At 59.6% G+C, this 24195-nt stretch carries 17 protein-coding genes, 1 other RNA gene and 2 pseudogenes; 12 read left to right on the top strand and 8 right to left on the bottom strand.

Features of this window, described 5'->3' with window-relative positions; genetic code table 11:
- Position 1: 1 nt before the first annotated feature.
- The 5 genes from smc (at position 2) to ffs (ending at position 8696) form a co-directional block, all read left to right on the top strand.
- A complete protein-coding gene (smc, locus tag ACMXYH_RS22290) occupies positions 2–3490 on the top strand; it encodes a chromosome segregation protein SMC (protein ID WP_415764957.1) in 3489 nt (1162 codons plus the stop codon).
- Positions 3491–3748: 258 nt separating this feature from the next.
- Entirely contained in the window at positions 3749–4603 is an 855-nt protein-coding gene (gene zipA / locus ACMXYH_RS22285) for a cell division protein ZipA (protein ID WP_129442845.1), read from the top strand.
- A gap of 156 nt (positions 4604–4759) precedes the next feature.
- The gene (gene ligA / locus ACMXYH_RS22280; protein WP_415764956.1) at positions 4760–7117 is read left to right on the top strand and encodes an NAD-dependent DNA ligase LigA; all 2358 of its coding nucleotides are present in this window, start codon (positions 4760–4762) and stop codon (positions 7115–7117) included.
- A 171-nt stretch (positions 7118–7288) separates the two neighbouring features.
- Positions 7289–8452 carry a zinc-binding metallopeptidase family protein gene (locus tag ACMXYH_RS22275; RefSeq protein WP_415764955.1) on the top strand — a complete coding sequence of 388 codons (1164 nt, stop codon included), beginning with the start codon at positions 7289–7291 and terminating at the stop codon, positions 8450–8452.
- A gap of 147 nt (positions 8453–8599) precedes the next feature.
- Positions 8600–8696: signal recognition particle sRNA small type (gene ffs / locus ACMXYH_RS22270), an RNA gene on the top strand.
- Between the two features lie 178 nt (positions 8697–8874).
- Here the strand turns inward: ffs and ACMXYH_RS22265 are convergent.
- On the bottom strand, positions 8875–9780 hold the full coding sequence (locus ACMXYH_RS22265; RefSeq protein ID WP_415764954.1) for a DUF2167 domain-containing protein: 906 nt from the start codon (positions 9778–9780) through the stop codon (positions 8875–8877).
- Positions 9781–9938: 158 nt separating this feature from the next.
- Positions 9939–10253 (bottom strand): helix-turn-helix domain-containing protein, encoded by a 315-nt coding sequence (locus ACMXYH_RS22260; RefSeq protein WP_008146799.1) that lies wholly within the window; start codon positions 10251–10253, stop codon positions 9939–9941.
- A gap of 283 nt (positions 10254–10536) precedes the next feature.
- Between ACMXYH_RS22260 and ACMXYH_RS22255 the strand changes: the two genes are divergently transcribed.
- The gene (locus ACMXYH_RS22255) at positions 10537–12237 is read left to right on the top strand and encodes a putative bifunctional diguanylate cyclase/phosphodiesterase (RefSeq protein ID WP_415764953.1); all 1701 of its coding nucleotides are present in this window, start codon (positions 10537–10539) and stop codon (positions 12235–12237) included.
- 58 nt (positions 12238–12295) lie between these two features.
- Here the strand turns inward: ACMXYH_RS22255 and ACMXYH_RS22250 are convergent.
- Positions 12296–12967 (bottom strand): annotated as a pseudogene (locus ACMXYH_RS22250) (substrate-binding periplasmic protein); the annotation flags it as partial.
- Between the two features lie 197 nt (positions 12968–13164).
- On the opposite strand from ACMXYH_RS22250, the gene dnaX reads away from it, so the two are divergent.
- From dnaX to ACMXYH_RS22220, 6 genes and pseudogenes are all read left to right on the top strand, one after another.
- Positions 13165–15249, top strand: coding sequence for a DNA polymerase III subunit gamma/tau (gene dnaX / locus ACMXYH_RS22245; RefSeq protein WP_415764952.1), 2085 nt, complete (start codon positions 13165–13167; stop codon positions 15247–15249).
- A 67-nt stretch (positions 15250–15316) separates the two neighbouring features.
- Positions 15317–15655 carry a YbaB/EbfC family nucleoid-associated protein gene (locus tag ACMXYH_RS22240; RefSeq protein WP_008028561.1) on the top strand — a complete coding sequence of 113 codons (339 nt, stop codon included), beginning with the start codon at positions 15317–15319 and terminating at the stop codon, positions 15653–15655.
- Between the two features lie 263 nt (positions 15656–15918).
- Positions 15919–16953 carry an NADP-dependent oxidoreductase gene (locus ACMXYH_RS22235; protein ID WP_415764951.1) on the top strand — a complete coding sequence of 345 codons (1035 nt, stop codon included), beginning with the start codon at positions 15919–15921 and terminating at the stop codon, positions 16951–16953.
- A gap of 65 nt (positions 16954–17018) precedes the next feature.
- Positions 17019–17621, top strand: a complete 603-nt coding sequence (recR, locus tag ACMXYH_RS22230) for a recombination mediator RecR (RefSeq protein ID WP_064676559.1) — start codon at positions 17019–17021, stop codon at positions 17619–17621.
- Positions 17622–17803: 182 nt separating this feature from the next.
- A complete protein-coding gene (locus ACMXYH_RS22225; protein ID WP_415764950.1) occupies positions 17804–18952 on the top strand; it encodes an acyl-CoA dehydrogenase family protein in 1149 nt (382 codons plus the stop codon).
- Positions 18953–19194: 242 nt separating this feature from the next.
- Positions 19195–20156: pseudogene (locus ACMXYH_RS22220) on the top strand (IS110 family transposase).
- Positions 20157–20239: 83 nt separating this feature from the next.
- Here the strand turns inward: ACMXYH_RS22220 and ACMXYH_RS22215 are convergent.
- The 5 genes from ACMXYH_RS22215 to ccoS all read right to left on the bottom strand — a co-directional run bounded on the left by ACMXYH_RS22215 (position 20240) and on the right by ccoS (position 24190).
- Entirely contained in the window at positions 20240–20788 is a 549-nt protein-coding gene (locus ACMXYH_RS22215; RefSeq protein WP_134421759.1) for an adenine phosphoribosyltransferase, read from the bottom strand.
- Positions 20789–20867: 79 nt separating this feature from the next.
- Positions 20868–21602 carry a fumarate/nitrate reduction transcriptional regulator Fnr gene (fnr, locus tag ACMXYH_RS22210; RefSeq protein WP_046047868.1) on the bottom strand — a complete coding sequence of 245 codons (735 nt, stop codon included), beginning with the start codon at positions 21600–21602 and terminating at the stop codon, positions 20868–20870.
- Positions 21603–21731: 129 nt separating this feature from the next.
- Entirely contained in the window at positions 21732–23114 is a 1383-nt protein-coding gene (gene hemN / locus ACMXYH_RS22205; RefSeq protein WP_415767739.1) for an oxygen-independent coproporphyrinogen III oxidase, read from the bottom strand.
- 181 nt (positions 23115–23295) lie between these two features.
- Entirely contained in the window at positions 23296–23979 is a 684-nt protein-coding gene (locus ACMXYH_RS22200) for a sulfite exporter TauE/SafE family protein (protein ID WP_033055657.1), read from the bottom strand.
- On the bottom strand, positions 23972–24190 hold the full coding sequence (ccoS, locus tag ACMXYH_RS22195) for a cbb3-type cytochrome oxidase assembly protein CcoS (protein WP_129442864.1): 219 nt from the start codon (positions 24188–24190) through the stop codon (positions 23972–23974). Before ccoS ends, ACMXYH_RS22200 begins: the two co-directional genes overlap by 8 nt.
- Between the last annotated feature and the right edge of the window lie 5 nt (positions 24191–24195).

Below are 24195 nucleotides of genomic sequence, written 5' to 3'. Positions count from 1 at the left end.
CGTGCGGCTAAAGTGCATCAAGCTGGCGGGGTTCAAATCCTTCGTCGACCCGACCACGGTGAACTTCCCCAGTAACATGGCGGCGGTGGTCGGGCCCAATGGTTGCGGCAAGTCGAACATCATCGACGCCGTGCGCTGGGTGATGGGCGAAAGTTCGGCCAAGAACCTGCGCGGCGAGTCGATGACCGACGTCATCTTCAACGGTTCTACCAGCCGTAAACCGGTGAGCCAGGCCAGCATCGAGCTGGTGTTCGATAACTCCGACGGCACCCTGCTCGGCGAATACGCGGCCTACGCGGAAATTTCCATTCGCCGCAAAGTGACCCGCGACAGCCAGACCACCTACTACCTCAACGGCACCAAATGCCGCCGCCGCGATATCACCGACATCTTTCTGGGTACAGGCCTGGGCCCGCGCAGCTATTCGATTATCGAGCAGGGGATGATCTCCAAGCTGATCGAGTCAAAGCCCGAAGACCTGCGCAACTTTATTGAAGAAGCGGCGGGCATCTCCAAGTACAAGGAGCGCCGGCGCGAGACCGAAAACCGCATCCGCCGCACCCACGAAAACCTTGCCCGCCTGACCGACCTGCGCGAAGAGCTCGAGCGTCAGCTTGAACGCTTGTACCGCCAGGCCGAGGCCGCCAAGAAGTATCAGGAATACAAGGGCGAGGAGCGTCAACTCAAGGCTCAGCTGTCGGCTCTGCGCTGGCAGGCGTTGAACGAACAGGTCGGTCAGCGCGAAGCGATCATCGGCAATCAGGAAGTCACCTTCGCAGCGTTGGTGGCCGAGCAGCGCAATGCCGATGCGGCTATCGAACGCTTGCGTGACGGGCACCACGACCTGTCCGAACGCTTCAATCTGGTGCAGGGGCGCTTCTATTCGGTCGGCGGCGACATCGCCCGGGTCGAGCAGAGTATCCAGCACGGTCAGCAGCGTTTGCGCCAATTGCAGGACGACCTGAAAGAAGCCGAGCGCGCGCGACTGGAAACCGAGTCTCACCTGGGCCACGACCGCACCTTGCTGCTGACCCTGGGCGAAGAGCTGGACATGCTCACCCCCGAGCAGGAAGTCACCAGCGCCGCCGCCGAAGAAGCTGCCGCCGCGCTGGAAGAATCCGAAACCACCATGCACGCCTGGCAAGAGCAATGGGACACCTTCAACCTGACGGCCGCCGAGCCGCGTCGCCAATCCGAAGTTCAGCAGTCACGGATCCAGCAGCTGGAAACCAGCATGGAGCGCCTGGCCGATCGCCAGAAGCGTCTCGGTGAAGAGCGCGCCTTGCTCTCGGCGGACCCGGAAGACGCGGCGATCATGGAACTCAGTGAGCAATTGGCTGCGAGTGAAGCGACGCTGGAAGATTTGCAGGCCAGCGAAGAAGCCCAGGTCGAACGCCTCGAGCAACTGCGTCAGGAACTGCAATTGGCGCTGCAAAATCAGCAGCAGGCTCAGGGCGATTTGCAGCGTCTGAACGGTCGCCTCGCCTCCCTTGAAGCCTTGCAGCAAGCCGCACTCGATCCGGGCACCGGCACCGCTGAATGGCTGCGCGAACAGCATTTGGCGGACCGTCCGCGTCTGGCTGAAGGCTTGAAAGTTGAAGCCGGTTGGGAGCTGGCGGTAGAAACCGTGCTTGGTGCCGACCTGCAAGCGGTGCTGGTGGATGACTTCGGCGATTTCGATCTGGCCGGTTTTGCCCAAGGCGATTTGCGTTTGCTCAGCCCGGCCACTGATGGCGTGCGCGTGCCCGGAAGCTTGCTCGATAAAGTTGAAGCGCAGATCGATCTGGCGCCATGGTTGGGGCAGGTTAAACCGGTCGACAGCCTCGAACAGGCGTTGGCCCTGCGCAACCAATTGACCGCCGGCCAGAGCCTGATCAGCCGCGATGGTTACTGGGTCGGTCGACACTTTCTGCGTGTGCGCCGGGCCAGCGAAGCGGAGAGCGGTGTGCTCGCCCGTGGTCAGGAAATCCAGCGTCTGGGCCTTGAGCGCGAAGAGCGCGAAGCCACGGTCGAAACCCTGGAAACCCAGCTTCAGAATCTCAGGGCGCAACAGCGTCAGCAGGAAAACGGTCGCGAACATCTGCGCCGTCTGCTGCAAGACGAAGCCCGTCAGCAAGGTGAGTTGAAAGCCCAGTTGTCTGCCGGCAAAGCCAAGGCCGAACAACTGACCTTGCGCCGTACACGCCTGGACGAAGAACTCACCGAGTTGGCTGAGCAGCGCGCTCTGGAACACGAAAACATCGGCGAAGCGCGCCTGCAATTGCAGGAAGCCCTCGACAGCATGGCGCTGGACACCGAGCAGCGCGAGTTGCTGCTGGCTCAGCGCGACAGCTTGCGCGAGCGACTTGATCGGGTGCGGCAGGAAGCCCGGCAGCACAAGGATCACGCGCATCAACTGGCGGTGCGTCTGGGTTCGCTCAAGGCACAACACGACTCGACGCGTCAGGCGCTGGAACGTCTGGAAATGCAGTCCGAACGCCTGACCGAGAAGCGCGAACAGCTCAGCCTCAATCTGGAGGAGGGCGAGGCGCCACTTGAAGAGTTGCGCCTCAAACTCGAAGAGTTGCTCGACAAGCGCATGACCGTCGACGAAGAACTCAAGACTGCGCAGATCGCTCTGGAAGACGCTGACCGTGAATTGCGTGATGCGGAAAAACGTCGTAGTCAGGCCGAGCAGCAATCGCAATTGATTCGCGGCCAGATGGAAACCCAGCGCATGGAATGGCAAGCCCTGACCGTGCGCCGCAAGGCGCTCGAAGATCAGTTGCTGGAAGACGGCTACGATCTCCACGGCGTACTCGCCACGCTGGTGGCCGAGGCCAACGAGAAGGACGCCGAAGAAGAACTCGAACGCATTGCTGCGCGCATTCAGCGTCTCGGTGCGATCAACCTGGCGGCCATCGACGAATACCAGCAACAATCCGAGCGTAAACGTTATCTGGATGCGCAGAACGACGATCTGGTGGAAGCGCTGGATACGCTCGAAAACGTGATTCGCAAGATTGACAAGGAAACCCGAAACCGCTTCAAAGATACCTTTGATCAGATCAATGGTGGTTTACAGGCCCTTTTCCCAAAAGTTTTCGGTGGAGGACGGGCCTATTTGGAACTGACGGGCGAAGATCTACTCGATACAGGGGTAACGATCATGGCGCAGCCGCCAGGAAAGAAGAACAGCACCATCCATTTGCTCTCCGGTGGCGAAAAAGCCCTGACCGCCTTGGCTCTGGTTTTTGCCATCTTCAAGTTGAATCCGGCGCCGTTCTGCATGCTCGATGAAGTTGACGCGCCATTGGATGACGCTAACGTTGGACGCTACGCACGGCTGGTCAAAGAGATGTCGCAGACGGTGCAGTTCATCTATATCACCCACAACAAGATCGCCATGGAAATGGCCGAGCAACTGATGGGGGTGACGATGCACGAGCCGGGTTGTTCGCGTCTGGTGGCAGTGGATGTCGAGGAGGCGATGGCGATGGTGGATGCCTGAGTCGGCGCTTGTAGGAGAGGTATTTTTGAGTTGTAGGACTTATTTACCTGTCCTGACTTGCTGGCCAATCGACATATTCGCGCAAGCCGTTGTGACAGACGGTGTAAAGTTGCCTTTGGTCGTGCTAGTTTAATGTCAATTTTTCGTATACGTGGGCAAAACGCCTGTCAGAACATAGAGTTGGCGCCACGTTTTAAAGCGGTTTACGAGTTGTAAACCTCTTATTTTTCAGCATTTTTTATAGAGGCACGGGATTACATGGAAATCGGTCTGCGCGAGTGGCTGATCGTCATCGGCATTATTGTCATTGCCGGTATTCTTTTCGATGGCTGGCGTCGCATGCGCGGCGGCAAGGGGAAACTGAAATTCCGTCTCGACCGAAGTTTGTCCAACTTGCCGGACGAGGACACCAGCGCCGAGCTGTTGGGCCCGCCCCGCGTGCTGGATACGCATAAAGAACCGCAACTGGACGAGCACGATCTGCCGTCGGTGAGCATGCCTGCCCGTGAACCGCGTGAGTCGGGTTCCAAGCGCGGCAAGCGTGGCCATGGCGAGCCTTCCCAGGGCGACATGAACCTCAGCCTGGACCTAGACGGTGGCCCGAGCTTCAGCAGCCGTGACGACGATTTCCCGGATGACACCAAGGCTTCGAGTTCGGCCAGCGACAAGGAACAACCGCAAGCCGAAGAAGTGCTGGTGATCAGCGTGATCTGCCGCGACGTCGCCGGCTTCAAAGGCCCGGCGCTGTTGCAGAACATTCTGGAAAGCGGTCTGCGTTTCGGCGAGATGGACATCTTCCACCGCCACGAAAGCATGGCCGGCAACGGCGAAGTCCTGTTCTCGATGGCCAATGCGGTCAAGCCAGGTGTCTTCGATCTGGACGACATCGACCACTTCAGCACACCGGCAGTGAGCTTCTTCCTCGGCCTGCCAGGCCCGCGTCATCCGAAGCAAGCCTTCGATGTGATGGTGGCCGCGGCGCGCAAACTGTCCCAGGAACTGAACGGCGAACTGAAAGACGACCAGCGCAGCGTGCTGACTGCCCAGACGATTGAGCATTACCGTCAGCGCATCGTTGAATTCGAACGTCGCGCCCTGACCCAGAAGCGCTAAGGTCAAAAGATCGCAGCCTCGTTTCACTCGACAGCTCCTACAGGGGTCGCGATTTTCTGTAGGAGCTGTCGAGTGAAACGAGGCTGCGATCTCTTGACCCTGATGATATGAGATTGAGCAGCCTCGGCTGCTCTTTTGCTTTATGAGAGAACACCCATGACCGCCGTCAAAAACCGCATTCTAGAGCTGCGCGCTGAGCTGGATCAGCACAACTATCGCTACCACGTGCTGGACGAGCCGAGCATTCCGGACGCCGAATACGATCGGTTGTTCCACGAACTCAAGGCCCTCGAAGCGGCCCATCCCGAACTGATCACCAGCGACTCGCCAACCCAGCGTGTCGGCAGCGCGGCGCTGTCGGCGTTCACTCAGGTGCGTCACGAAGTACCGATGCTCAGCCTCGGCAACGCCTTCGAAGAAACCGACATGCGCGAGTTCGATCGCCGGGTAACTGAAGGCCTCGACTTGCCGGCTGGCGACTTGTTTGGCGGCGGTGCGGCGGTGGAATACAGCTGCGAACCCAAACTCGATGGCCTGGCGGTCAGCTTGCTGTATCAGGACGGCGTGCTGGTGCGCGGCGCGACTCGCGGCGACGGCACCACCGGCGAAGACATCAGCGTCAACGTCCGTACCGTGCGCAACATTCCGCTCAAGCTGCACGGTACCGGCTGGCCGGCGACCCTGGAAGTGCGCGGCGAAGTGTTCATGTCCAAAGCCGGTTTCGAACGCCTCAACGCCACGCAGCTGGAAGTCGGCGGCAAGACCTTCGCTAACCCGCGCAACGCGGCGGCAGGCAGTTTGCGCCAGCTCGATTCGAAGATCACCGCCAACCGTCCGTTGGAATTTTGCTGCTACGGCATCGGCCAGATTTCGGCCGATATTGCTGATACGCACATTGGCAATCTCAAGCAGCTCAAGGCTTGGGGCATGCCGATCAGTCATGAGTTGAAACTGGCTCACGGCATCGTTGAATGCCTGGATTACTACCGCGACATCGGTGAGCGCCGCAATGCGCTGCCCTACGAAATCGACGGCGTGGTGTTCAAGGTCAACAGCATCGCCTCTCAGCGTGAGCTGGGCTTCCGCGCCCGCGAACCGCGCTGGGCGATCGCGCACAAATTCCCGGCGATGGAAGAACTCACTGAATTGCTTGATGTGGAATTCCAGGTCGGTCGTACCGGTGCGGTGACGCCGGTGGCGCGCTTGAAGCCGGTCAAGGTGGCCGGCGTGACCGTGGCCAACGCGACGTTGCACAACATGGACGAAGTGGCGCGTCTGGGCCTGATGATCGGCGACACGGTGATCATCCGTCGCGCCGGCGATGTCATTCCGCAGGTGGTGCAAGTGGTCATCGAGCGCCGTCCGGACAGCGCACGGCCAGTACAGATTCCTGAGAAGTGCCCGGTCTGTGGCTCTCATGTGGAGCGCACGCAACTGGTCAAACGCAGCAAAGGTCGCGAGACCGTCAGCGAAGGCGCGGTGTACCGCTGCGTCGGTCGACTGGCCTGCGGTGCGCAACTCAAGCAGGCGATCATTCACTTCGTCTCCCGTCGCGCCATGGACATCGAAGGCCTGGGCGAGAAGAGCGTCGAGCAATTGGTGGATGAAGGCCTGGTGAATTCGCCGGCCGATCTGTACGCCCTGACGTTTGAGCAAATCGTCGATCTGGAAGGCTTTGCCGAGCTGTCGAGCAAGAACCTGCTCGGCGCCATCGAAGACAGCAAGCAGCCGAGCCTGGCACGCTTCATCTACGCCCTCGGGATTCCCGATGTCGGCGAAGAGACGGCCAAAGTGCTGGCGCGTTCTCTCGGCTCGCTGGAGCGGGTTCAGCAGGCGTTGCCGCAAGTGCTCACGTACTTGCCGGATGTCGGCCTGGAAGTGGCTCACGAGATTCACAGCTTCTTTGAAGATGCGCATAACCAGCAGGTGATCAAGGATCTGCTCAAGCACGGTATGCAGATTCAGGATCAGGGCGAGCTGGGTGCCGAGTTTGCTGCCAGCACCACGTTGGGTGGTTTCCTCGACAAGTTGCACATCCCTTCGGTGGGGCCGGGAGGGGCGCAGAAACTGGCGGACAAGTTTGGTTCGCTTGAAGGGGTTTTCAGCGCCGACTGGCTGGATATGCGCCAGGCGCTGCCGGAGAAACAGGCCACTTCAGTTCGCGAGTTCTTTGCGGTTGCGCAGCATCGTCAAATTGCTGAAGCCGCCGAGAAACAGCTGCGTGAATTCGGCATGCACTGGCAGAGCGAAAAGAAAGTCGTTGAAGGCCTGCCGCTGGCTGGGCAGACCTGGGTGCTGACCGGTTCTCTGGAGTTGATGAGCCGCGACATCGCCAAGGACAAACTTGAAAGCCTCGGTGCCAAGGTGGCGGGCTCGGTATCGGCCAAGACCCATTGTGTGGTCGCTGGACCGGGTGCAGGTTCCAAGTTGGCGAAGGCCAATGAGCTGGGGTTGAAGGTTCTGGATGAAGAGGCTTTTGTCGACTTCCTGAGTAAGCACGATATTTCGGTGTGATGCCATTCGCGAGCAAGCCCGCTCCCACATTCGACCGCATTCCCTTGGGAGAACCGGGTTAAATGTGGGAGCGGGCTTGCTCGCGAAGGCGATAGTTGCCGTTGCGCTAAAAGCAGGAACGATCTTCGCGCAGGGATGATCTAGTCTTGGCAAGCCCAGGGAGAGATCGCCATGTACCGCTTCTTCGAACAGCTCAGTTCACGCATCGCCGCGCCCTTCATTGGCGAAAGCTCGCGCAACAGCAAGGTCTGGCAGTGCCGCTGCGGGCAGTCGCTGTTTTTTCGCAACAGCCAGTGCCTGGCGTGTTCGGCGGCGTTGGGGTATCAGCCGGAGCAGAGTCGCCTATCGTCGCTGCAGCCCGGCATGCAGGCTGATACCTGGTTGCTCGACGCTGATCCCGAAGCCGGTGTCTTGCGCCGCTGCGCCAACCTCGATTCCCCGGCCGCGTGCAATTGGCTGCTGCCCGCCAATGACCATGATGCGTTATGCATCGCCTGTAGCCTGAACCACACCATCCCCGACCTGTCGATTGCCGAAAACCACGAACGCTGGCGCAAGGTCGAAATGGCCAAGCGGCGTCTGGCCGCACAGTTGGTCAGCCTGGGTTTGCAGGTGATTCCCAAAACCGTGGACGAAGAGACGGGGCTGGCTTTCGATTTCATTGGTGTCGACCTCGAAGGCAAACCGCCAACCACCGGTCACTCTAACGGTCTGATCACCCTCGATATCAAAGAAGCCGACGACGCCCATCGCGAGCAGATTCGGGTGCAAATGCACGAACCTTATCGCACGCTGCTCGGGCATTTTCGGCATGAAGTCGGGCATTACTACTGGGATCGGTTAATCGCCAACGGCCATTGGCTGGAACCGTTCCGCGGCCTGTTCGGCGACGAACGCGCCAACTACACCGACGCTCTCGAACGGCATTACCAGCAAGGCGCACCGCTTGACTGGCAGCGACATTACGTCAGCGCCTACGCGACCATGCATCCGTGGGAGGATTGGGCCGAAACCTGGGCTCACTACCTGCACATGATGGACGCGGTGGATACGGCGTTGGGGTTCGGAATGAGTGCCAGGGAGATGGACTTCGACTATCAGCCGTTTCCCCCAAGCAGCCTCTACGATCCACAGCATCCCGGTGGCGCGGCCTTCCTGTCGTTCGTCAATGCGTGGATCGAACTGGCCGGCATGCTGAATGAACTGTCACGCAGCATGGGGCAGCCGGATTTCTATCCGTTCGTCCTGCCGCCGGCAGTGATCGCCAAGCTGCACTTCATCCACCTGGTGATCCAGCAGGAGGGTGGCCGGGCGGATGAGGTGCTGCAGGGGTAGGAGCTGCCGCAGGCTGCGATCTTTTCAGGGGCTGTGCATGTCCTTGAAGCAGCACATATTTTTTAATCCCCCCGAACGGTTGTAACTTCGTCTCAGATAGGTACAATGGCGCGGCTCGCCGTCAGGCGGGCGTCGTTATGGTGACCCCATCGGTCCCCCCGCAACGATTACCCGTGAACCTGGTCAGATCCGGAAGGAAGCAGCCACAGCGGGAACATTGTGTGCCGGGGTGTGGCTGGTGGGGTTGCCTCCATAACGCCACGTCCTCAGAGTCGAGGACTTGAGCGCGCAACATCCTCCGATACCTCTCGTTTTTAAAAACCTTATTTTTGTTCGTCTGCTGCGCTGTCCTGTAGCGGGTTTGTCATGCCTGCAGATCCTGCGCTGCCAGCGTCACCCGGCAGCACGGAAGGGCCAGAACCTTAAGGTTTTCGGCTGAACAGCTTGCGGACAAAGCCTGCTATCACCACCAGCCCCACAATCAAGAACTTCTTCGCGGCCAGCAGGAAAATGCCGATCTTGGCAAATAACCCCGCCTTGGCAGCCAGACCGCCACCCACCAGTGCCGCCAGGCCATAAGACGCCAGTTTGTCGGTTCCAGGGTTGTAGTCGGTGTACAGGTTGCCCTCAGTGAAGTTGGTGAAGGCGATGACTTTGGGTAATTCCTGCTTGATCATCGGCATGTCTGCCATTGAAGCGACAGCGTTCAATTCCAGGACACCTTTGCGGCCCAGCACTCGAATGCTGTAGTTCAGCGTGCTGTCCTCGGCGTCGTCGGCTTTTAGTTCGCGGGCCCAGTACATTTTGTGGCTGGTTTCGTCGTAGTGCGGTTGCTCGGCCCAGCCCAGCAGGTGCAGGCCGGCATAGCCCTGCTTCTGCCGCTCCTTATTGTCTTCCTCATCCTCTTCCTGCATTTGTTTGAGCAGGTCGGCATAGTCGATTTTTGCCGCATCTTCGTCGGAGATATGCCCGTCATCCTTGTAGCTGACAATCACGCCCCAGCCGCTGGCAGTCAGTGGGTTCACGGCTTTTGGAATGATCATGCCCAGGGTCTTGTGGCCGGGTGGGTTGCCCCAACCGTCGGTCAGCAAGCGCTCAGTGTCATTCGGGTCCAGGTAATAAAACTCTTCATTGAGTTTCAGCGTTGCAATACCGGAGGGTAGGGTGATGGTGCCGTGCTGCTGCTTCAGGGTGGCGAGAAATTGTTCGGGCGTTTGCTGCGCCTGGGCAACTTCGGGGGATGTCGGTGGAGGGGTACTGGCCGCTTGCGCGGGCGCGTGAAGTGCGCACAGCAGCGCTGCCATGAGGATCGGGCGGAGGTGTTTCATCGTAGTCCCTTACATTTTGAATTAATTTCATACGAAGAGTATCGGATGGCCACTATCGATGCACGATCTTCAATACCGGATGGGGCGGTTTTCAGACACCTGAATGAGCAAAAGGCAGATGTGTCGATTCGACAAATCTGCCTTTTTTATTTCTGGCACTAAGGCTTGGACAAGGCCTGGTCAACCGCTGCAATCAGCTTTCCCAGATCCTTCGGGGTGGCTTTATGTATGACACCGAACAGATACGCCCGCTGTTCATCTTCATCGCCTAAATCTGCGAAAAAGGCTTTCAGCTTCACACCCAGCACATCGGCAAACAGGAACAAGGCTTCCACGCTGGGGGTGTAGGTGCCGGTTTCGAAGCGGCTGATGGTTTTGGGGTCAAAACCGGTTTTTTCACCGAGTTCAGCCTGAGTAAGCCCAGCGACCTTCCGGTAGCGCCGAATGGCCGCACCCAAACTTGAAATTTGCATCGCTTAATTCCCATTTAGAGTCAAGAACTTAACGATAGATTTTTGCATTAGACAACTGCATGATCCATCACCTTGCTTTGCAAAATGTGATGCGTTTCGTAGAATTGCCGCTCAAAATGGGTATTTTGGGCCTTTAAGGTTAGTTGATCTCTGCTGTCAGGAGGCCATCAAACACTGTTCATGGAGTGATATCGTGTTGCTGCGCATTACCTATAAAAACATCTCTTCCGGGCATCCTGCACGGGTCGAGCGGTACCACCGCTAGCCACAGCGAGCCTGACTCATGGATGAGAAATACCGCAGGGCCGTGGATGCTGCCGCGATTTTTTCCGAGACCGATCTGAGCGGCCGGATCACCCACGTCAACGATCAGTTCTGTGCTGTCTCCGGCTATAGCCGCGAAGAACTGCTCGGACAGAACCATCGTCTCCTCAACTCCGGTCTGCATTCCCCCGATTTCTTCGCGGCTATGTGGCGCACCATCGCCTTGGGCAAGGTCTGGAAAGGCGAAATTTGTAATCGCGCCAAGGATGGCAGCCTGTATTGGGTCGACAGCACCATGGTGCCGGTGCTCGATAACACCACCGGACGGGTTGACCGTTATCTTTCGATTCGTTTCGACATCAGCGAAAAACACCAATTGCTGCATTCATTGCAATGGCGGGTGGGGCATGACGTGCTGACCGGGCTGCCGAATCGCGCGTTCCTCTCGGATTTGCTGGATCAGGCGCTGGAGTTCTCCCGTCACGAAAACATCCCGCTGGCGGTGTGCATGCTCGACCTCGACGGCTTCAAAGCGGTCAACGATGGTTACGGACATGCCAGTGGCGATCTGCTGTTGATCGAGGTGGCCAAGCGTTTGCGCACTATTGTGCGCGGCGAAGATGTGGTGGCACGGTTGGCCGGCGACGAATTTGTGCTGGTGTTGCGATACGTGCGCGATCTGCCGGAACTGCGTGCAGCGTTGAACCGGGTGCTCGGCGCCATTTCGGCGCCGTACTCGCTGCATGGCAAGGGCGTCAATGTGTTTGCCAGTATCGGCGTCACACTGTTCCCCGACGACAATCAAGATGCCGAAACCTTGTTGCGTCATGCCGATCAGGCCATGTACGTGGCGAAACAACGCGGTCGCAATCGCTTTCATTTGTTCGACGTGTCCCGGGACCAGGAGGTCAAGGCCACTCACCAGACGGTCGAGCGCGTGCGCCAGGCGCTGGCTGCCGGTGAGTTGCGTGTGCATTTCCAGCCCAAGGTGAACATGCGTCGTGGCGAGGTTGTCGGCTTCGAGGCGTTGTTACGTTGGGAGCATCCGCAACACGGCATGATGCCGGCCCGGGAGTTTTTGCCGCTGGTGGAAGAAACGGACCTGATCATCGACATTGGTGAATGGGTGATGGATCAGGTCCTGTCGCAGTTGCACCATTGGCAGCAAGCGGGGCAGGGCTGGCCCGTCAGCATTAATATCGCGGCACGACATTTCCAGCGCGCGGATTTCGTCGACCGGCTCAAGCACGTGCTCGCCCGGCATGCCCAGGTGGCCCCGCAGATGCTCGATCTGGAAATCGTCGAGTCGGTGGCAATCGAGAACATTCAGCATGTCAGTGCCTGTTTACAGGCCTGTCAGGCGTTGGGGGTGCAGTTTTCACTGGGGGACTTTGGCACCGGCTATTCGTCCCTGAGCTACCTCAAGCGTTTACAAACCCAAACCATCAAGATCGACAAATCGTTCGTGCGCGACATCCTTAATGATCGGGATGATCTGGCCCTGACCATGGCCGTCATTGGCCTGGCCCGGGCCTTTGGCCGGCAGGTGATCGCCGAAGGGCTGGAAAGTATCGAGCACGGTGAATTGCTGCTGCGCCTGGGCTGCGAAGTTGCTCAAGGCTATTTCATTGCCCGGCCGATGCCGCCCGCAGAAGTGCCGGGCTGGGTCGCGGGGTTTGTCGCGCCGCCGCAATGGCAGGCGCTGGATAAGACGGCCTGACCTCGTTTGTCAGGCCAATGAAGATCAAATGTGGGAGCGGGCTTGCTCCGGGCTCGCCACCAATATAGAGCCGGATAATGTCGTCGATTTCCCCGGACATTTTCATCCGCACCAAGGTGCGCAAAATGCGCTGCACGGGCACCTTGGGATCGTTGCGCACATAACAACCGACACTCTGCTCCTGCAAAACCGCCACGCCTTGCAGTTGCCGGCCAGGCAGCAGGCGCTGATTGAACCAGTCCAGCGTCCATTGATTGCTCACGGCGTAGTGATAGCGTCCGGCCAGGAGTTTTTCCAGCACCTGTTCCTGGTTGCGCGCGTCTTCGCGATGCAGTCGGTCGGCGTCGAACAGCGGTTGCAGGGTCGGGTAGGTGTAGCCGAGTACCGTGCCGATGGATTGTCGCGACAAGTCCGCGGGCGTCACTGAGGTCAGCGGATCTGGCCGGCTGATCAGCATGTCGCGCTGAAACCAAAGTGGAATGCTCCAGATGTAGTCCCCGGACTGATTCGGCTGCCAGGACTGCGCCGCATATCAGCGGATATCGACTTCGCCGTGCTCCATGGCGTTTTGCACTCGCGTGCGAGGCAGCACGTGAAATTCGGCCGGCACGCCGACCTGGGTCGCGAGGCTGACCATCACGTCGTGCAGGATGCCTTGGGTGGGGTGGCCGCGGTCCAGTTGCACCATTGGCATCGCCCAACTGTCGGGCACCACGAAGCGCAGCGGCAGCTAGGCGCCAGCGACATTCAGGCTGATCAACAGCAGTGCCCCCAAGGCCAGCCGCATAAACGCTCCGGTGCTGATAAAACCCGAGCCAAAGCCCCCCAAAGACCATCTTAGCCAGATTAGACGAGCGCACCGGATGCAATTTTGGCCTTGCTCCGCTAGCATTAGCCGCTTCTGTTCCTTCGTTGCGACGGTTTTCGATGAGTTATCAGGTTCTTGCACGTAAATGGCGTCCGCGCTCGTTCCGCGAAATGGTCGGCCAGACCCATGTGCTCAAGGCTCTGATCAATGCCTTGGACAGCCAGCGGCTGCACCACGCCTATCTGTTTACCGGTACCCGCGGGGTCGGCAAGACCACCATCGCGCGGATCATCGCCAAATGTCTGAACTGTGAAACAGGTATCACTTCAACGCCTTGCGGCGAGTGCTCGGTGTGCCGCGAGATCGATGAAGGCCGCTTCGTCGACCTGATCGAGATCGACGCCGCGAGCCGGACCAAGGTCGAAGACACCCGCGAACTGCTCGACAACGTTCAGTACGCACCGAGCCGTGGGCGCTTCAAGGTCTACCTGATCGACGAAGTGCACATGCTCTCCAGCCATTCCTTCAATGCGCTGTTGAAAACCCTTGAAGAGCCGCCGCCCTACGTCAAGTTCATCCTGGCGACGACCGATCCGCAGAAACTTCCTGCAACCATTCTTTCGCGGTGCCTGCAGTTCTCTCTGAAGAACATGACGCCGGAGCGTGTGGTCGAGCATTTGACCCACGTGCTGGGTGTCGAGAACGTGCCGTTCGAAGACGACGCGCTGTGGCTGCTGGGGCGTGCTGCCGACGGTTCGATGCGCGACGCCATGAGCCTGACCGACCAGGCGATTGCCTTCGGTGAAGGCAAAGTCATGGCCGCCGACGTACGGGCGATGCTCGGCACGCTCGATCACGGTCAGGTCTACGACGTTCTGCATGCGCTGATCGAAGGCGACGCCAAGGCTTTGCTCGAAGCCGTTCGTCATCTGGCTGAACAAGGCCCGGACTGGAACGGCGTGCTCTCGGAAATTCTCAACGTGCTGCACCGTGTCGCCATCGCCCAGGCCTTGCCTGAAGGCGTCGACAACGGTCATGGCGACCGTGACCGAGTGCTGGCACTGGCTCAGGCTCTGCCAGCCGAAGACGTACAGTTTTATTACCAGATGGGCCTGATCGGCCGTCGCGACTTGCCGCTGGCGCCAGACCCGCGCGGTGGCTTCGAAATGGTCCTGCTGCGGATGCTCGCATTCCGACCGGCAGACACCACGGACGCTCCGAGGCAACCGCTAAAGCCAGTGGGGATCAGCCAAGCCACAGTTGATTCCGCAAATTCAGTGGCTGCCGCGCCCGTTGTTGCGCCGGTAGTCACTGCGGCAGTTGCCCCCGTCGCGCCTGCGCCGGTTGCGGCGGTGGTTGCTCCAGTGCAAGCGCCCGAGCCTGAGCCGGTTGCGCCCGTCGTTGCGCCAGAGCCTGTCGTTGAGGCAGTACCGGTCGAAGCCGTCGTCGATCTGCCCTGGAACGACCCGATCGAACCCGAAGTCGTTCAGCAACCCGCCGTCGAGCCGGTGCTGGAAACTGCCAGCGAACAACCCGAATTGGCGCCGATGCCGTTGCCGACCCCCGACAGCGTGGTGCCGGACGCACCCGAGTGGACCGCTACGCCGATGCCGGAGCCGTCGGTGGCCGAAGTCGATGCCGCGACGCCGGGCATGGACCTGGACGATGAGCCGCCGCTGGACGAGGACTACATCGAGCCGGACATGGAATCGGCCTACAGCTACCTCGATGAACTGGCCAGCGAACACACCGCCGAGCCAGCGCCGGAAGCCGAACCTGAGCCGGCCGCCATGCCGGCCACCGGTCTGGCGTTGCAATGGCTGGAGTTGTTCCCGAAACTGCCGATCTCCGGCATGACCGGCAGCATTGCCGCCAACTGCACGCTGATCGCCGTCGAGGGTGACCACTGGCTGATGCACCTGGACCCGGCCCACAGCGCGCTGTTCAACGCGACTCAACAGCGTCGCTTGAACGATGCGTTGAACCAGTTTCACGGGCGTACGCTGACCCTGAGCATGGAACTGATCAAGCCCGAGCAGGAAACCCCGGCCCAGGCCGCGTCCCGGCGCCGTGCGAACCGTCAGCGCGAGGCCGAAGAGTCGATCCACGGTGATCCGTTCATCCAGCAAATGATGCAGCAGTTCGGTGCGGTGGTCCGTAACGATACTATTGAACCTGTCGAGACCCTGGTCACTCAGGGCTAATAACTGAAGGCGTTCGGCCAAAAGGGCCGGGCGCTGTTTTTATCCAAGTACTTTTGAGGTGATTCCCATGATGAAAGGTGGCATGGCCGGCCTGATGAAGCAGGCACAGCAGATGCAGGAAAAAATGGCCAAGATGCAGGAAGAGTTGGCCAACGCCGAAGTCACCGGTAAAGCCGGCGGCGATATGGTCACCGTGGTGATGACCGGTCGTCACGACGTCAAGCGCGTGACCATCGATCCAAGCCTGGTCGAAGGCTTGAGCGAAGACGACAAAGAGATGCTGGAGGCTGTGTTCGCCGCCGCCGTCAACGATGCCGTGCGCAAGATCGAAGCCAACAGCCAGGACAAAATGTCCGGCATGACCGCTGGCATGCAACTGCCACCGGGTATGAAACTGCCATTCTGATTCGCCAAAGCGCGTCGGATGGGCTACAAAAAAATGCCAGGCATCGCGCCTGGCATTTTTGTTTCTGGCTGTTGAAGATTTAGCGCCTATCAGGCCGCTTTCGCGAGCAGGCTCGCTCCCACAGGTGACCGAGTTCTAATGTGGGAGCGGGCTTGCTCGCGAAGAAGTCGACTCGGTCCCACTGAATAAACATCGAACGCGAAACCTGCACAACGGTCTGCTCCCTATACCGCCGAATTCATCGATCAAAAGGAGAAGCTCACATGCCACAAGCATTGACCCTCAACCAACGTATCGTCCTGGCGTCCCGCCCGGTAGGCGCGCCGACGCCGGAGAATTTCCGCCTGGAGCGCGTTGCGCTGCCGGACCTGGCCGACGGTCAGGTGCTGCTCAAGACCCTTTACCTGTCACTCGATCCCTATATGCGCGGACGCATGAGCGACGCGCCGTCCTACGCCGCACCGGTTGAAATCGGCGAGGTGATGACCGGTGGCGCTGTCAGTCGGGTCGAGCGCTCGCTGAATCCGAAATTCCAAGAAGGTGATCTGGTGGTCGGTTCTACCGGTTGGCAGAGCCACAGCCTCAGCGACGGTCGCGACATCATTCCGGTGCCGTCCGGGCTGCCGAGCCCGTCAATGGCGCTGGGCGTGTTGGGTATGCCCGGCATGACCGCGTATATGGGCCTGATGGACATCGGCCAGCCCAAGGTCGGCGAAACCCTGGTGGTTGCGGCCGCATCCGGCGCCGTGGGTTCGGTGGTCGGTCAGGTCGCGAAGATCAAGGGCTTGCGCGTGGTCGGCGTGGCCGGTGGCGCGGACAAGTGCCGTTATGTGGTCGAGGAGCTGGGTTTTGATGCCTGCATCGATCACAAGAGCCCGAACTTCGCCGAAGAATTGGCCAAGGCGTGCTCCGAGGGCATCGACATCTATTACGAAAACGTCGGCGGCAAGGTGTTCGATGCCGTGCTGCCGCTGCTCAAGCCCAAGGCGCGAATTCCACTCTGCGGCCTGATCGCGTCCTACAACGCTCACGAAGCACCGACCGGCCCGGATCGTCTGCCGCAATTGCAGCGTACGCTGCTGACCAAACGCTTGCGAATCCAGGGCTTCATCGTGTTCGACGACTACGGCGATCGTCAGCCGGAATTCGTCAGCGCCATGGCGCCGTGGGTGCGCGACGGCAAGGTGAAGTTCCGCGAAGACGTGGTCGACGGCCTGGAGCAGGCACCTGAAGCGTTCATCGGTCTGCTGGAAGGACGCAACTTCGGCAAACTGGTTGTGCGGGTCGCCCAGGACTGAGTAATTGACGCTAAACAGAGGCGCGGGTATAAACCGCGTCTCGTTGTTTTGTCGGACTTTTCCCCATGAGCTTCAGCCCTTTGATTCGCCAACTGATCGACGCCCTGCGAATTTTGCCAGGTGTGGGTCAGAAAACCGCCCAGCGCATGGCGTTGCAGTTGCTCGAACGTGATCGCAGCGGCGGCTCGCGATTGGCCCTGGCACTGAGCCAGGCCATGGAAGGGGTGGGCCATTGCCGGTTGTGCCGCACGCTGACCGAAGATGACCTCTGCCCGCAATGCGCCGATACCCGTCGCGACGACACCTTGCTCTGCGTGGTGGAAGGGCCGATGGACGTCTACGCGGTGGAGCAGACCGGTTTCCGTGGTCGCTACTTCGTGCTCAAGGGTCATCTGTCGCCACTCGATGGGCTAGGGCCGGAAGCCATCGGCATTCCGCAACTGCTGGCGCGGATCGAAGAGGCGGGCACGTTCACTGAAGTTATTCTGGCGACCAACCCGACCGTGGAAGGTGAGGCGACAGCGCATTACATTGCTCAGTTGCTCAGCAACAAAGGCCTGATCGCCTCGCGCATCGCCCACGGCGTGCCATTGGGTGGCGAGCTGGAATTGGTGGATGGCGGGACGTTGGCGCATTCGTTTGCCGGGCGTAAGCCGATTACCTTGTAGTGTTTGGACTGACGTCATCGCGAGCAAGCTCGCTCCCACAGGGGTTTTGTAAACACCACAAATCCAATGTGGGAGCGAGCTTGCTCGCGATGGGCGCGCCTCGGTCTATCTGAATCACAAAACTCTATTGAAAACCAAGCAAGCGCTCGGTAAGTTCGCTGAACCTTCAGTGGAGTTCGCCGATGCCTGCCTTTCAGGAATACTTCGACCCCAGCCACCAATTGGTCCGCGACAGCGTCAAACGTTTCGTCGAGCGCGAGATCTTGCCGGACATCGACCAGTGGGAAGAAGCCGAAAGCTTTCCCCGCGAGCTCTACCTCAAGGCCGGCGCGGCGGGGATTCTGGGGATCGGTTATCCCGAAGCCTTGGGTGGCAGTCACGAAGGTGATCTGTTCGCCAAGGTCGCCGTCAGCGAAGAGTTGATGCGCTGTGGCTCCGGCGGTCTGGTGGCGGGGCTCGGCTCGTTGGACATCGGCCTGCCGCCGATCCTCAAGTGGGCCAGGCCTGAAGTCCGCGATCGCGTTGTGCCGCAGGTGCTCGCCGGCGAGAAGATCAGCGCCCTGGCCGTGACCGAGCCCAGTGGTGGATCCGACGTCGCCAACCTGCAAACCCGCGCCGTGCGCGACGGCGAGTGCTACCGGGTAAGCGGCAGCAAAACCTTTATCACCAGTGGCGTCCGCGCGGATTTCTACACCGTCGCGGTGCGCACCGGTGCGCCGGGTTTTGGTGGCATCAGCCTGCTATTGATCGAGAAGGGTACGCCCGGTTTTACCGTAGGCCGTCAGTTGAAGAAAATGGGTTGGTGGGCGTCGGACACTGCCGAACTGTTCTTCGACGATTGCCGGGTGCCGGTAGGAAATCTGATTGGCGCCGAAAACATGGGCTTCGCCTGCATCATGGGTAACTTCCAGAGCGAGCGCCTGGCGCTGGCGCTAATGGCCAACATGACCGCGCAACTGGCGCTGGAAGAGAGCCTTAAATGGGCTCGCCAGCGTGAAGCATTCGGTAAACCCATCGGCAAGTTTCAGGTGCTCAAGCATCGCCTTGCCGAAATGGCGACGGCGCTGGAGGTGTCACGGGAATTCACCTACCGCCAGGCAGCGAAAATGGCGGCGGGGCAGAGTGTGATCAAGGAGATTTCCATGGCCAAGAATTTTGCGACTGACACGGCTGACCGGATTACTACGGATGCGGTGCAGATTTTGGGTGGCCTCGGTTATATGCGCGAGAGCCTGGTGGAGCGGCTGTACCGCGATAACCGGATCTTGTCGATCGGCGGCGGTACGCGGGAAGTGATGAACGAGATCATCAGTAAGCAGATGGGGCTTTAATCGGCGGTGTAGCGGCTGACGCTATCGCGAGCAAGCTCGCTTGTATGTTTAGACTTGAAGGGGTGGGCGGGACTAAAAGCTCGATTCTGACTCTGACCAGTACAGACCGTGGGAGACTTCTCGTCCCGCCCTTTCTACCCAAAGCGCCGATAAGGAATTCATCGGTAAAACCGACGATAGAGGCAAGCCAGCGCAACGGTAGACCCCGACAAGCTCTTAAACCCTAGCTCCGAGGATTCGTCATGACAATCCTTACTTCGCAGACGGTTGTTGGCATCGATATCGCCAAGGCTGAAATAGTTATCTATCGCTCCGACCTGCAAACCACTGACGCCATCAAGAACGATCGAACAGCCCTTAAACGCTGGCTTAAAACATTGCCCGCCCAAAGCGCTATCGCCGTTGAAGCCACCAACATCTACCACCTGGACACTGTCGAGTTGGCCCATGCGATGGGTCACCAGGTCTATGTCGTGGATGCTTATCGGGTGAGCAACTATCGCCGCGGCATCGGCCAGCGAGCCAAGAACGATCCCTGCGATGCCCGTCTGCTGGCGCGTTATTTGACGAACGAACAAGACGGACTGCGGATCTGGAGCCCGCCACCCAAGGCCTACACCTCGCTGAAAAGCCTGCTCCACAGGCGTGCAACGCTAATCCAGAACCATGCCGGTCTGATGCTGAGCTGGGCCAATGAACCCTTGTTGAAGAAAGTGCAGACCGCCCAGCAAAAGGCCTTCAAGCAAGCGGATCAGGCCATTCAGAAACTGCTGCGCAAGGTCTGCAAAGAGGCGGGTATTGAAGAGAATATCGACCGCTGCAAAGCCATCGAAGGGGTTGGCGAACTGACTGCAACCGGGTTGGCGACGACCTTTATGCGCGGTGATTTTGCCAATAGTGATGCGTTCATCGCGTTTCTAGGGATGGACCTTACGGTCGATGACTCCGGGAAGAAGAACGGCCCCCGGCACTTGACCAAAAAAGGGGATCCGGAAGTACGCCGGTTGGCTTACAACGCCGCAATGGCAGCCTGTCGCTCAGCTAAATGGAAACCGTTTTACGAGTCATATTTGGCAAGAGGCTTCTCGAAAACCCAGGCATTGGTGGCCCTTGCCCGGAAACTCTGCCGGGTGGCATTTGCCCTGATGAAAAATCAGAGCAAATACCAGCCGGCCTGAAGTTGCGGGGTTGCCCTGCAACATAGAATCTCCCACAGTGGATTTTCGGCGATCACAAAACCCCTGTGGGAGCGGGCTTGCTCGCGATGGCGCCCGTACAGACGCCGCCTTACTGCTCGCTCAACGCAAATTGCGTCAGGCAAAACGTCGGAATCCCCATATCTTCCAGCCGCTGCGATCCGCCCAACTCCGGCAAATCAATGATCGCCGCCGCTTCATGAACCCGCGCGCCCATGCGTCGAACCAGGTTCGCCGCCGCAATCAGCGTCCCGCCCGTGGCGATCAGGTCATCGAACATCACCACCGAATCGCCCTCGCACAGGCTGTCGGCGTGGACTTCGAGGAAGGCTTCGCCGTATTCGGTCGCATAACCCTCGGCCAGCACGTCGGCCGGCAGTTTGCCTTGCTTGCGGAACAGCACCAGCGGCTTGTTCAGCTGATAGGCCAGGACCGAACCGATCAGAAAACCACGCGCGTCCATCGCACCGATGTGGGTGAAGTCGGCCTCGACATAACGGTGGGCGAAGCTGTCCATCACCAGGCGCAGGGCCGTGGGCGACTGGAACAATGGGGTAATGTCGCGAAAGATCACGCCCGGCTTGGGAAAGTCGATCACAGGGCGGATGAGGGATTTGATGTCGAAGGAGTCGAAGGCCATAGTCGAAGAATCCTGGCAGGCTGCAAACGACGCAGTATAACGGCGGCTGAACCGTTTCGCTCAGCCACAATCGCCGAAATCAGCCGTCTAGCGAGCCGCCGGCCAGGGCGCAGAGCTGGATCGGGTCGAGGATATGGATTTCCTTGCCTTCAGCCGCAATCAGTTCGTTTTGCTGGAAGCGCGTGAACACCCGGGACACGGTTTCCACCGCCAGGCCTAAGTAATTGCCGATTTCGTTGCGCGACATGCTCAGGCGGAACTGGTTGGCCGAGAAACCCCGGGCGCGGAAACGGGCCGACAGGTTGACCAGGAACGTGGCGATGCGCTCGTCGGCGGTTTTCTTCGACAGCAGCAACATCATTTGCTGATCGTCACGAATTTCGCGACTCATCACGCGCATCAACTGACGACGCAGTTGCGGCAGTTGCAGCGCCAGTTCGTCGAGGCGTTCGAAAGGGATTTCACACACCGATGTGGTTTCCATGGCTTGCGCCGAGACCGGGTGTTTTTCGGTGTCCATGCCTGACAGGCCGACCAGTTCACTCGGCAGGTGGAAACCGGTGAGTTGTTCTTCGCCGCCATCGCTCAGGCTGAAGGTCTTCAGGGCGCCCGAGCGTACTGCATAAACGGAATCGAAGGTGTCGCCCTGGCGGAACAGGAATTCGCCCTTTTTCAGCGGGCGGCCACGTTTAACTATTTCGTCCAGCGCATCCATGTCTTCCAGATTCAAAGAAAGTGGCAAGCAGAGGGGGGCCAGGCTGCAATCCTTGCAATGGGCCTGGCTATGAGCGCGCAGCTTTACTGGCTCGGACATTTCTTCAATCCTTGTGGGAAAACACACATAAGCCGTAAGGGTAACTCACGGGAGGACATTCAGGCACGCGGCGATTTTGTCGCAGGGTCGTAAAGTCAGCGTTTCGTAGAGCGGCCAGTGAGGTGATGGCTAGATAACCCGCGAGAACCGCTGGCGATTGTGCTGTTCCAGGTACGCGTCGAACACCATGCACACCGAGCGCACCAGCAATCGTCCGGCGGGCAATACGGTGATCCGTTCGTTATCCAGTTCGATCAGGCCGTCGTCGGCCATTCCCTGCAACTGTGGCCAGAGTTCGCCGAAGTAACCCTGAAAGTCGATGTTGAAGGCGTGTTCGATCGCGGCGAACTCCAGGCTGAAAGTGCAGATCAGTTGCTGGATGACCGCACGTCGCAGGCGGTCATCGGCGTTGCACAGCAGACCACGGCTGGTGGCCAGCTGCGCGCTGGCCAGCGTGTTCTGGTACTGATTCAGGTCGCTGCTGTTCTGGCAATACAAGTCGCCGATCTGGCTGATGGCCGACACGCCCAGGCCAATCAGGTCGCAGTGACCGTGGGTGGTGTAGCCCTGGAAGTTACGTTGCAGGGTCGATTCTTCCTGAGCAATCGCCAGTTCATCGTCGGGCAGGGCGAAGTGGTCCATGCCGATGTAGCGGTAACCGGCCTTGGTCAGCTGCTCGATGGTGCCCTGGAGTATTTCCAGTTTTTGCGCCGGTGTCGGCAGTTCGTCGCTGTTGATTCGCCGTTGCGGCATGAAGCGTTCTGGCAGGTGCGCGTAGTTGAACACTGAGAGGCGGTCCGGTTGCAGGTTGATCACTTCATCGACGGTGCGGGCGAAATTCTCGGGTGTCTGCCTCGGTAAGCCATAGATCAGGTCAATGTTGATCGAGCGAAACTGAAGCGTGCGGGCAGCGTCGATCACCGCACGGGTTTGTTCCAGGCTTTGCAGGCGATTGACTGCCCGTTGCACCGCCGGGTCGAGGTCTTGCAGGCCGATACTGACCCGATTGAAACCCAGTTCACGGAGCAGGCCCATGGTCGACCAGTCGGCTTCGCGAGGGTCGATTTCGATGCCGTAGTCGCCGGAATCGTCGTCCAGCAAGTTGAAGCTTTTACGCAACTGGGCCATCAACTGGCGCAGTTCATCGTGACTGAGAAAGGTCGGGGTGCCGCCGCCAAAGTGCAGTTGCTCGACTTTCTGCGCGGGGTCGAGGTGGCAGGCGATCAGCTGGATTTCCTGCTCAAGGCGTTGCAAATAGGGCTGGGCCCGGCCGCGGTCCTTGGTGATGACTTTGTTGCAGGCGCAGTAGTAACAAATGTTCGCGCAGAACGGCACGTGCACATACAGCGATAACGGGCGCAGGGCTTTACGGCTGTCGCGCAGGGCGTGGAACAGGTCGAACGTGCCGACCTGACCGTCGAATTGCACCGCGGTCGGGTAGGAGGTGTAGCGCGGTCCCGCCAGGTCGTAACGGCGGATCAGATCGGTGTCCCAACGAATGGCGTCGAGCATCATGCGGGCATTCCCCCGGATAGGCTGGCAGTGTCAGCGAGTCTAGGGGGAGGCGCGGAGGGGCATCTTGATTTGCATCAACGGGCTTCAAGATCAAAAGATCGCAGCCTTCGGCAGCTCCTACAGGTGGACGCGATCCCATGTAGGAGCTGCCGAAGGCTGCGATCTTTTGACTTTGTTTCTAGTGGCCCATGAGCCAATGCTGATGCGGCCCCGGCAAGGTCCAGATGCCGAACAGGATCACCAGTAATCCGCCCGTCATCCGCACGCTACGTTTGCGCAACAACGCCGTGACCCGCTCAGCCGCCAACCCCGTGGCGAGTAACACCGGCCAGGTGCCGAGCCCGAACGCGAGCATCAAAAGCGCACTGTCCAGCGCATTGCCCTGGCTCGCCGACCACAGCAACGTGCTGTAAACCAACCCGCACGGCAGCCAGCCCCAGAGCGCCCCCAGCAGTAACGCGCGCGGGACGCTCGACACCGGCAACAGTTTGTTGGCAACCGGCTGGATGTGCCGCCACAGGCCGCGACCGAGGCTTTCGATGCGGGTCAGGCCGCTCCACCAGCCAGCGAGGTACAGGCCCATGGCGACCAACAGCAATCCGGCAATGACGCGCATGAACATCGCCGCCGGGCTGTTGGCCACCGCCCAACCGGCCAGACCGATCAGCAGGCCGGCCGTTGCATAGCTAAGAATTCGCCCAAGGTTGTAGGCCAGCAGCAGTCGAAAACGACGGCTGCGTTGTTCCTTGGGAATCGCCAGGGTCAACGCGCCCATCAAGCCGCCGCACATGCCCAGGCAATGCCCGCCACCGAGCAGGCCGAGGATCACCGCAGACACCAGCAGCGGCGCCAACTCAAGCATGGGGTGGCGTCTTGTCGTCCGGTTTGGCCGGATGACCGCTGGCTTCATCGACCGCGGCCTTGTGGTTCGGGTCCTGATCGTCGAACAGGATGCTGTGGGCCGGGCCGTCGAGGTCGTCGTACTGACCGCTGTCGACTGCCCAGAAGAAGATGTAAATGGCGATGGCCACGATCAGCAGCGCGGCCGGGATCATCACGTAGAGAGCTGGCATCTGGA

The sequence above is a fragment of the Pseudomonas frigoris genome, assembly GCF_047758635.1.
Lineage (GTDB): Bacteria > Pseudomonadota > Gammaproteobacteria > Pseudomonadales > Pseudomonadaceae > Aquipseudomonas > Aquipseudomonas frigoris.
This window is presented reverse-complemented; position numbering and strand designations above follow the sequence as displayed.